The 9503-nt window shown below is 47.2% G+C and carries 11 protein-coding genes and 2 pseudogenes; all 13 read right to left on the reverse strand.

Annotated elements, in window-relative coordinates; translation table 11 throughout:
• Positions 1-2 precede the first annotated feature (2 nt).
• The gene (locus WGC32_RS09930) at positions 3-812 is read right to left on the reverse strand and encodes a PcfB family protein (RefSeq protein ID WP_342681666.1); all 810 of its coding nucleotides are present in this window, start codon (positions 810-812) and stop codon (positions 3-5) included.
• Entirely contained in the window at positions 796-2178 is a 1383-nt protein-coding gene (locus tag WGC32_RS09935; RefSeq protein ID WP_342681667.1) for a relaxase/mobilization nuclease domain-containing protein, read from the reverse strand. The genes WGC32_RS09930 and WGC32_RS09935 overlap by 17 nt, the downstream gene beginning before the upstream one ends.
• Positions 2169-2507 (reverse strand): plasmid mobilization protein, encoded by a 339-nt coding sequence (locus tag WGC32_RS09940; RefSeq protein WP_118670919.1) that lies wholly within the window; start codon positions 2505-2507, stop codon positions 2169-2171. The genes WGC32_RS09935 and WGC32_RS09940 overlap by 10 nt, the downstream gene beginning before the upstream one ends.
• Complete coding sequence (locus WGC32_RS09945) at positions 2504-2635, reverse strand: DUF3789 domain-containing protein (protein WP_332017848.1); 132 nt, start codon at positions 2633-2635, stop codon at positions 2504-2506. The genes WGC32_RS09940 and WGC32_RS09945 overlap by 4 nt, the downstream gene beginning before the upstream one ends.
• 138 nt (positions 2636-2773) lie before the next feature.
• Positions 2774-3844, reverse strand: coding sequence for a YodL domain-containing protein (locus WGC32_RS09950; protein ID WP_342681672.1), 1071 nt, complete (start codon positions 3842-3844; stop codon positions 2774-2776).
• Positions 3841-4797 carry a DUF3991 and toprim domain-containing protein gene (locus WGC32_RS09955; protein ID WP_342681674.1) on the reverse strand — a complete coding sequence of 319 codons (957 nt, stop codon included), beginning with the start codon at positions 4795-4797 and terminating at the stop codon, positions 3841-3843. Before WGC32_RS09955 ends, WGC32_RS09950 begins: the two co-directional genes overlap by 4 nt.
• A 1-nt stretch (position 4798) precedes the next feature.
• Entirely contained in the window at positions 4799-5122 is a 324-nt protein-coding gene (locus tag WGC32_RS09960; RefSeq protein ID WP_342681676.1) for a hypothetical protein, read from the reverse strand.
• A 32-nt stretch (positions 5123-5154) separates the two neighbouring features.
• Positions 5155-5457: pseudogene (locus tag WGC32_RS09965) on the reverse strand (DUF3848 domain-containing protein); the annotation flags it as partial.
• 82 nt (positions 5458-5539) lie between these two features.
• Positions 5540-5857, reverse strand: a complete 318-nt coding sequence (locus WGC32_RS09970) for a GNAT family N-acetyltransferase (protein ID WP_342681678.1) — start codon at positions 5855-5857, stop codon at positions 5540-5542.
• Between the two features lie 128 nt (positions 5858-5985).
• On the reverse strand, positions 5986-6405 hold the full coding sequence (locus WGC32_RS09975; RefSeq protein WP_342681679.1) for a nuclear transport factor 2 family protein: 420 nt from the start codon (positions 6403-6405) through the stop codon (positions 5986-5988).
• Positions 6406-6422: 17 nt separating this feature from the next.
• Positions 6423-7049 carry an alpha/beta fold hydrolase gene (locus tag WGC32_RS09980; protein ID WP_155219390.1) on the reverse strand — a complete coding sequence of 209 codons (627 nt, stop codon included), beginning with the start codon at positions 7047-7049 and terminating at the stop codon, positions 6423-6425.
• A 136-nt stretch (positions 7050-7185) separates the two neighbouring features.
• Entirely contained in the window at positions 7186-7497 is a 312-nt protein-coding gene (locus WGC32_RS09985; RefSeq protein WP_155219387.1) for a DUF6664 family protein, read from the reverse strand.
• Positions 7498-7652: 155 nt separating this feature from the next.
• Positions 7653-9386 (reverse strand): annotated as a pseudogene (locus WGC32_RS09990) (helicase-related protein); the annotation flags it as partial.
• Between the last annotated feature and the right edge of the window lie 117 nt (positions 9387-9503).

Raw genomic sequence — 9503 nt, forward strand, 5'->3', positions numbered from 1 at the left:
ATTTACCTCTCTTTCGGTTTCTTGGATTTCTTCGGCTGCCTGTGAACGGTCTGCCGATTGGCTTCAGGGGTTTTCGGCTTCTCTTTGGAAGCCTCCGGCACAGTACGCTCTGCTTCCTTTTCCGCTTTGGCAGCCGCCTTGTATCGGTCGAGCTTTTCCTTGACCGAAGGCTTCTTATCCGCCGCCTTTGCGACACCCTTATCAGTGTGCGTACCTGTCGTTTCTAAGTCTCGCTCGGACAGAGGGCTTTTGTCCGTCTTTGCGACCGAGGGGTTTTGGTGGGAATTTCCCTCCTTCTGCATTGGCTTTCCCATCGCTTCCTCCACGATGATCTCGCCCCTTGATTTCGTAGGCACTTCATTGGCAGCCGCTTCACGGTCTGCCACATCTTTTTCCGCTTCGGAAACAATGGAAGCTTTATCGACTTTACCAAGTTCAAAGCGGTCGGAAATACGCTGGATTTTCGCAGCGTCCTCCGCACGGGCGATAATATCGACCATCGCCGTATCGCTCTTGGTATTTTTATCACGCAGAACGCAGTAAAGGACGCCGTACCGTTTCGCCTGCTCGGTAAACTTCGGCAGGTCTTTCTGCTGGAACGAAAAGACCTTCAGTTCCTTTCCGGACTTAATCATATTGGTAAGCCGTGCTTTTCCCCGTGTTTTATTCGACTGGCTGATCTCCTGCTTCAGCACGGAAGCTAACAGAATAGCGATATTCTTCGCCGCCGAGCCTGTGAGCCGGACAGCCACTTCAAATCCTTCAAGCGATAGCCTGACGATTTGTTCTGCTGCGTCACCGCCGTTGTTCATAATTTCGGGACTCCTTTCTTTGAGATTTTTCTTCCTCTGCCTTGACTTGCGAAAGGGTATCGGCAATTACGCCTGACCGCTTCGCAATCCCATCGCAGAGCTTTACTTCTTTGCGAAGCTCTTTCAAGCGTTCGGAGATAGCTGAAATTTTCATCTTTGCCGCCGACAGCCGTTCATCTGATATATCTACCTTTCGTATTTCATTTCGGAGATGTGTTCTGTCGGCGGTAAGAGTTTTGATTTCGTCCTCAACCGACCGCTTATATGAAAAAAGCTGCTCGTCTGTACTGATTTGGTGCTTGCCGAGCAGCGTTACCTGTTTGGTGAGTTCGTCCATCTTCATCAAATCATCTTTGAGAAGATAGTGAAGCCTCGCCGTATTCTGTTGTTTCTGATTGTACTTCGGAAGGTAGCCGAGCCGATAGCAGTAGTAGAGATACAAGCCGTAAAGCCCGCCGACCTTTTGGATTTTGTTTTCTCTTGTGGGCAGGCGGTACTGCCGGACAATATAGGTCTTTGGCTGGAACGGCTTGAACACGATATTATCCCGATTGGCAATAAGCCGTTCAAGGATTTTCTCTTTGGTGTATTCCTCGCCGAGCCGGTAAGTCCGTATCGGCTTTTCGCTGCCCTTGGGTGTAACCGTCGCATACTTGCGGTTGGGACTGAAATTCGAGTGATAGCCCATCACGCCCAGTTCATATTGGAACTGCCGCAGGTTACGGCTCATCGCAATCGCTTCGTCAATCGCTTTTTTGGCGTTGTTGTATCGGGTGGGCATACCCGCCTCGTCCTTCATCGTAAGATAGGCGGGCGATCTGTGCAGCTCCGGCTTCTCTACAACGGACAGCTTGTGTTCCAAGCAAATCTCGTCGGCGATATGGCGGAAGTAGTACCAAGACTTTTCTTTATCTTTCAGCCGCTTCCCATCGGCAAGGGAAACGGAGTTGATGACAAAATGGCAGTGGAGATGTTTCGTGTTCAGATGGGTAGTAACGACCACCTGAAACCGCTTGCCCCACATCTTCCTTGCAAACTCCATTCCGATCTGCTGCGCCTGTTCGGGCGTGACCTCGTTTTCCTTAAAGCTCAGATACCCGTGATATGCCTGAATCCCGTCCGTCTTGCCGAACTGCTCCTTTACGGTAATGAACTGGTCACGAGCCATCGCCACATTGCAGTTGATACCGTTGCAGAAAAACTCGTGTTCCGTTTTCTCCTCGTCCTTTGCATAGGCAAGCACATCTTTGAGCGCCTGATAATCTTCGAGCGAATATTCGGGGTTGGCGGTCTTTTCAGGATTGGTCGTATAGTCCAGTACCTGACCAAGCCGGACGCTTACCTTCCAAAGCTTTGTTACTGCCATTTCAGACCGCTTTTTTCAGGTCGCAGAAATTCACGCTCAATCGCCGCCTGAAACTTGTGCCACCTCAGCGCCTCGTTCTTCAGCATTTGCGAATCCACAAAGCCGAGGGCGTTCGCTTTAATGGCGAGCTGATTGATGTTGTTGCCGATAGCGGAAAGCTCCCGCATAGCGTCATAAAATCTCTCGTCCGGTTTTTCTCTCGGCTCATAGCCACGAAGCAGCAGTCGAATCAGCGCCGCTTCGGTCAGGCAGGCTTTCTTTGCTTTCTTCTTCAAGTCCTGTGCTTCCACCTTAGAAAACCAAAACTGTTTTTTGACTGTTCGTTTCACAGCTCCTCGTCCTCCTTTCGGATATTTGGTGTGCGGCTGATTCGGTTGATCTGCATAAGGCACATTATCGTCACGCCGATAATGCCGCCGAGCAGGAAGCCTATCATAAAGAATAGAAATTCGTGCATAGTCAAAATCCTTTCCTGTATTGGGGTATTAGGGGCAGCCCCTAACGAGCTTTTACTGTTTTTACCCGATAGGAGTAAAAACAGTCTGCTCGCTAAGCTAACGCAGACCTGTCGGGCTGCCCCTAATCTTCTCGAAATTTATCGTTCTTTGTCCGCCCTGTCGGGCTTAAACGGCTCGATCTCAATCCCGTGTGCGGTTTCGTGGAATCGCTCAGGATACCGAAAAAGCCGTTTGTATTTCAGAACTTGGTCGCTCGATAAGCTGCTGTATTTCTCATCGCCGACATTGGAACGGGCAATAAAAAAGTCGCCGTGAATGATGTCGGCGACCTCTCTTGAATCTTCCATTAAGAAGCATTTTTCAATTTTCCAACCGTCCTTTCCGCCCATTTCGTCCGCCATCAAGCCCTCCATTCTCAGGCACGGATCAACACCGTCCAGAGAAGCACCGTAGATGGAATAGCCGCCCATACGGGACTGGAACGCCTTGTTGTCCGAGCTTACTTCATAAGTCCGTTCAAACTCGCTGTACGGCTTTTTGAAGGTATCGGCGGTAAAAACGATATGTGCGGTAAGGTGCTGTCTATTGTTTTCCGCTTCCCGAAAAAGGGATTTCAGTTCGCTGTAACTCATCTGTGTGCGCTTCGGCGGCTGGTAGACCGCCCGATTCATCGGCAGCTTTTCCTGTTTCCCGTCACGGTTGCAGACGATAGCAGCGTCATCTTCAAAGGGCATATACTCGTCTAAACCGCCCCCACCGACCAGCGCTTTCATCGCTTCATAGGTGTTCGGTATCTCTTTCACAATCGGAGATTTACCGACCGGAACGAGCAGGACAGAGATTTTCTCCTGCTCGGCAAGCGATAGGAAACGGTCGCTGACCTGCGTCTTTTCCGGCTCAAAATCGACCTTCTGAAAACCGAAGCTGTCGCAAAAGTGGAAGTAGCTTTTTCCGGTATTCCCGTCAATGATCTCCACCACATCGGATACGGACATCGACCGCCCTTTATAGCCTGCGGGGTGTTTAAGATTGAAAATCTCATAGAGTTTTTCCAGCGTGAAGCAGTTTACTTCTCCCTCGAACACCTTATCATAGAGGCTGCTGTCGATCTCTGAGCTGCCCTGAAATTTAGGCAGGCTCTCATAATTCATAAAGGCGACATTGTTGGCGTCACGCTTCATATTGATCTGATAAATTCGTACATTCAACGCTCATAGCTCCTTTCTTTGGTTTTATAGATTCCAAGCTGTATGCAGAGGTAATCGTTATAGTCCTTGCCTTTCTTCGGCGGCTCGTCAAAGACCTCATACCGCTTTGGCAAGATGATTTGCAGCGCCTTAGTCGCTTTTCTTCCTGCACTGTCGTTATCAAAATGGATATGGATTTGCCGGATATGCGGCTTTTCCTCAAGGTATCGCACAAGTGCGGCGGGGGTAGTGCTGTCCTCTATTTTCTCTTTCGGAAGGTAAACGCCCGCAAGGGAAACAAGGTTTTCCTGCCGCCAGTCCCTGCCGGACAGCTTAGAAAGCGTTGCGTAGGAAAGCAGGTCAATGGCACATTCAAAAAGGTGTACCTCGCTGTTTGCGCTGTCTGCTAACCGAAAAGAATAGTGCTTATCGCTGCCGGAGCAGTCGCCCAAAATACGGCGGCTGTTGGTCGCCCGGAAAGCGGCGTATTTCGGTTTCTGCTTTTCATCAAAGCCGACGAAAACGATATTATGGTAAGGCAGGCTCTCAAAGATAACGCCTTTTTTGATACATTCGTCGGTAATGGCTGCGTCAATCCCTCTGCCAAACAGGTACTCCCTGATTTTATCGGTCGTTTTGCTTTTTTCGGGAAGCAGGAGAGTTTTTGGCTTTTCTTCCTGCTTCGGTCTGACGGTCAGCGTGGGCATAACCGCCGCCTTTCCCATCAGGGTTTCGACCGCCTCCACAAAAGAAACGCCCCTGACTTTCACAAGATAGTCAAGGGCATTGTAGCCGCCGATCCGCTGCGACCACCACATCCATTTTCCGTTTGAAATCTTTAAGCTGTCGTGGGTACGGGTAGTGTAGTTGTTGCCTGAAATCCGCACCAGCTCGTGCGGCTCACAGTTTTGCAGATAGGTTAAAAGGTCAATCTGCCGAGCCTGCTCGATTACCTCCGGCGCTATATATGGCATATCAGATCTTCCCTTTCCTGAGAAGCTCTGCGACTTTCTCAATGGAATCTTCCATATCTTCAACTTCGGCATTCATTAGCCACTCGTCCCAAGACAGTTCCAAGACATTTTTCGTTTTCATCAGGGAGCTTACCATTTCAGGCGGAAGCTCCGTGTTCTCCACATAGTCATACAGCTCGCACATAAAGGCAAACTGCTTATCGTTTGTGATGATTGTGACCTGCGGCTGGCAAAGATACCGCTTCACATATCGGATCAATTCTCTTTCAAGCTGGCACTGCAACACCAGCATATCCGCACGGACGGTTTTTAATTTACACATCATTTTTCTCACCTGCTTTCTCTGCTTTTATCCCGTTTGAGTACATCGTTTGCCCTTGTTTCAATGGAATCCCGAATGGTATCCATATGCTCAACCTCTCTGTCCTTAAACTCCTTATAGACATCATCAAGCGGGCAGGGGGAGCGGAGCAATGCCTTTGCCTGTTTCGGAGAAAGTTCCAGCTCCTCCATACACATCACAATGTCCTCTTTCATCGTGTACTCGTAGGTATAATTCAAAATTTCCTCCGGCGGCTGATTATGCAGCCAGTCCCTGTACTTGTCCTGCTCGGCTTTCATCTTGTCGTAGAGCAGGGCGTTATAGTCTGTTTCGCCCATAAGCGAACACCTCCTTAAACAAAAAATATAGCCGCCTGATTTTTTGTAAAACCAAGCGGCTATGTAAAGGTATTTATATTCGTTATGACCGTTCTTTTTCAATCACATAGGATTGCAAGCTTCTTTTGCAACCGTTATTTTCATAAAACTTTTCTATTCCCGGCTGCGCTCCAAAATACAGCATAGTAGGGGTATTATCCTTTGCAAGTTGCAGGAGCTTACTGCCTACACCCTGTTTTTGATATTCAGGAAGGACAAGCAACTCTGTAATCGTACCGAAATAATATCCGTCTGTAAGGATACGCAAGCAACCAACCAGTAACTCATTATCATAAGCGGTAATATTGATCGTCTTAGACAATGCACCTTGCGTTCTTTCAACATCGTAACTGCTTTCCATACCTGATTGATGAAAGCAATAAAAGTTACTGCGTCCAGTTTTTTATCATCTACTACATATTTCATCTTTCCGTCTCCACATTATCTTTATTAAATCCGTGACTGAAATCTTCCACAATATTCGACATATTAAAACCAATTTGCCCTTTCATCGCTAAATCGGGGCTGGTCGCCATATTGGTATGGATTATAATTATTGCAATTACAACCAAATTCTTTTAACGACTTGATTTTATTATCGTCTGTCCAATCCACGAGAGAAACTCCGTCAAATTCTTCTATGTTTCCTGAATGCATTTCATTCTTGAAGTGCCATTCTACAATAGTTTGATTTCCTTTATGGAAAAACTGCTTAATGTCCCAAATAAGGACTTTTCCCCGTGTATTCCACTCATTAAACCAGTGCTTAACAGTTTTTCGATCCTGATATTTTGGACTCCAGCTTTCCGTATAAACCACATCTTCTGTAAAAATATCATCTATGCCCAAATCCTGTTGTTTCAGCCACATATCAAACCATAACCGGATAATTCTTTCTCTCTCATTCATTATTAAAAACCTCATCTCTACCTGTCTGCCCAAAAGTCTTGCAAAACACGAACTAACTCATTCGGATTATCTTTGTTTACTTCGTGACCGGAAGCTTCCACAATGACCAGCTTGCTGTTTTTCATTGCTTCGTGAAACCGCTTAGCACTCTCCATATTCGTTTTATCCTTTGCGCCGCAAAGAATAAGGGCGGGACAATCAAGCGCTGTCGCCGAATCCATAAAATTGAGATCAACCATTGATTTGCTCAAACGAATAAAATCTTTTTTGCTTACGCCCATATTCTGAAATACGGCTTTGGGCATAAATCTAAATACAATATTTTGAAATTTCAGCAGTCCTTTCGGTATCTCAAACGGCGTTCCGATCAAAACAAGAGAGTTTATTTTTTTCGGATACTGGATAGCATAATTGAGCGCAAGCAGACCGCCGAGGGAAAGCCCGCAAAGATTTAGTTTGTCTTGGTAAGACTCGCACAGCTCGCTGAATGCCTGATATACTGTGGGATAGTCTAATTTCCTGCCTTTTGCAAGGTCAAATAAATCAGGAGCGACAGAGGAAATTCCCCTCGTTTCCAACTCATTTTTAATGGTATCCCAATCCTTACTGTTTTGTCCCAAGCCGTGAATCAAAATATTTTTCATAGGAAAATAACCTCAGTTTTCTTGACATTGACTCTCAAAGAGCCACTTTATTATATCACAGCACTATGTCTTTTTCCACCTTGCCGTGATAGATATAGCCGCCTGATTTTTGTAAAACCAAGCGGCTATGTAAGTTTTATTCTACTGTTTTTTTGATTTCCATTCCGTCCATCAGCCCCCGCATATAACAAATGCGGTATTCTTCCAATACAACATTGTTTTCTGCAAGCAGGTACTGGATTAAAAGTTCGCATTCTTCTTCGGTAAGAGCAGATGGCTTTTCCAAATCCAAGACAGCATTGAGTTTCTCGTTTTGATGTTTAATCTTTGCCGCCTTTTCCTTTGCAGCCTTCAATTTCTCATCACGGGAACGGGCTTTAGCGATTACCTGAGACAGCATACTTTCAAGATCGCTTTCAAACAGTTTGATAGAACAGTTTTCTTCCATCGGGTTTTACCTCTTTTCTTTATATGATGTCTCATATTATAAAGACAAATTACTGCCCGCACAAGGAAGCCACAGTTCTATTTTTACTGACACAGCAGTTCAGAGAACATACTATGTAAAGGCGGTATGAGACTTCCCTCATACCGCTAAGAAGGTTATCGCTCATAGGCTCTTTCCTTTGAAACGGGTACGCTGTCGCCCTCGTCCGGCGCACCGTCCACCAGCTCATTTTCCCGCTTGTCTACATTGAGCAAGCCGTTTAAGACATTGAGCCGATTTGTCTTTTCGGTCAGTTCTTCTTCCTTGTCAAACGGTTTCTCAACCTCTGCTTTCGCAGTAGCGAATTGCTGTTCGAGGGTTGACAGATCTCTGCTTTTTGCCTCCAGCCGTTCAGGAATTTTCTCAATGGCATTGTCAATTCGGGTAATATTTCCGATAGCGTCCGTGCCTAAATAAACGGAACGGGAAAGGCTGCCCTTGATTTTTACCTGATAGGCTTTCTCAAAGGTATCAAAGGAAAGCTCCAAATCAAAGCCTCTGTACTTGCCGAGAGGGACGGGATCAGGCGAGGTCATCTCTTTGCAGGCGTCAATGATTTTCTGTCCGCCTTCCGCTTTTTCGGAATAAGAAACACCCTTAACCTCAATCCCTACGAAGGTATCGTCAAGAGGTTTCGGGTGTTCTTTTGCAAGCGATATATCCTTTTCCAGTCCCGCAATCGTCTCTTTTATCCGGGCGATTGTTGTCGGGTAATATTTGATGATCTTGTCCTCCAGCTCATATTTTTCGGAGAGATAATTGGACTTCAAAAGGCGCAGTTTCTGCACCTGAATATCCAAGTCCATTTTCTCCTTGATGTGCGGATTATCCGCCGCAAGCATTTTAATCTCCGCATAAGAGAGAGCCGTAGCGTCCACATCTTCGCAGGAACGCACGGGCGATTTGCTCGTCATAATCTGACTTGCGAACTTCTGCTTGCCCTCAACGAGCTGCCAGCAGTATGCGTCAAAAGTGCCTTCCGTAACATATCGGTACAGACCGACCTTCGGGTTTTCGTTGCCCTGCCGCACCGTCCGTCCGGCTCGCTGCTCCAGATCGGCAGGTCGCCACGGGCAGTCAAGGTCGTGGGAAGCAATGATCTTGTTCTGCACATTCGTCCCCGCACCCATTTTCTGCGTACTGCCCATCAGGATTCGCACTTCGCCACGGCGTACCTTTTTGAACAGCTCTTGCTTCTTCGTTTCGGTATCCGCCTCGTGGATAAATTTGATTTCCGATTCGGGAATACCACGCTCGATCAGCTTTTTTCGTATATCTGTATAGACTGAAAATTCGCCTGCGCCCTTTGGAGTGGAAAGGTCGCAAAAGAGAAGCTGCGTCAGCTTTTTATCGCTGTTTTCCTCCCATATACGATAAACCTCATTCACGCAGGCGTTGACTTTACTGCCTTCTTCATCGGGCAGCATTGGATTCATCATTCGCTGGTCAAGGGCGAGTTTTCGCCCGTCGTTTGTAACCTTCAGCATATTATCCACGCTGGAATCCACATTGCCGCCCCTTATCTTTTCGGCTCGTTCGCCGAGAGAGGCGACCATTTCTTTTTGCACCTGCGACGGTTTCACGGCGATATTGTGATACTCCACTTCCGGTACGGGAAGATTGAGCATATCCGCCGTTTTGATGTCCGCAACCTGTTTGAACATCGCCATCAGTTCGGGCAGATTATTGAATTTCGCAAAGCGTGTTTTCGCTCTGTATCCTGTTCCTTCGGGTGTAAGCTCAACCGCCGTGACCGTCTCGCCGAACATCGACGCCCAAGCGTCAAAGTGCTGCAAATCGTGTTCTTGCAGCGTCCGGTACTGCAAATACCGCTGGATCGTATACAGCTCATAAGGTAGGAAACGCCACGCCATACTTCCTTTCGTCCGTGGTCTTGGCGTAACCCCCTCCAGAACCGTGCTTACACCTCTCGATGTACACGGCTCGCCATCTTTCATAGTTTAAGT

This window comes from Zongyangia acetica (genome assembly GCF_038739695.1).
In the GTDB taxonomy this organism is placed as follows: Bacteria; Bacillota; Clostridia; order Oscillospirales; family Ruminococcaceae; genus Zongyangia; species Zongyangia gallinarum.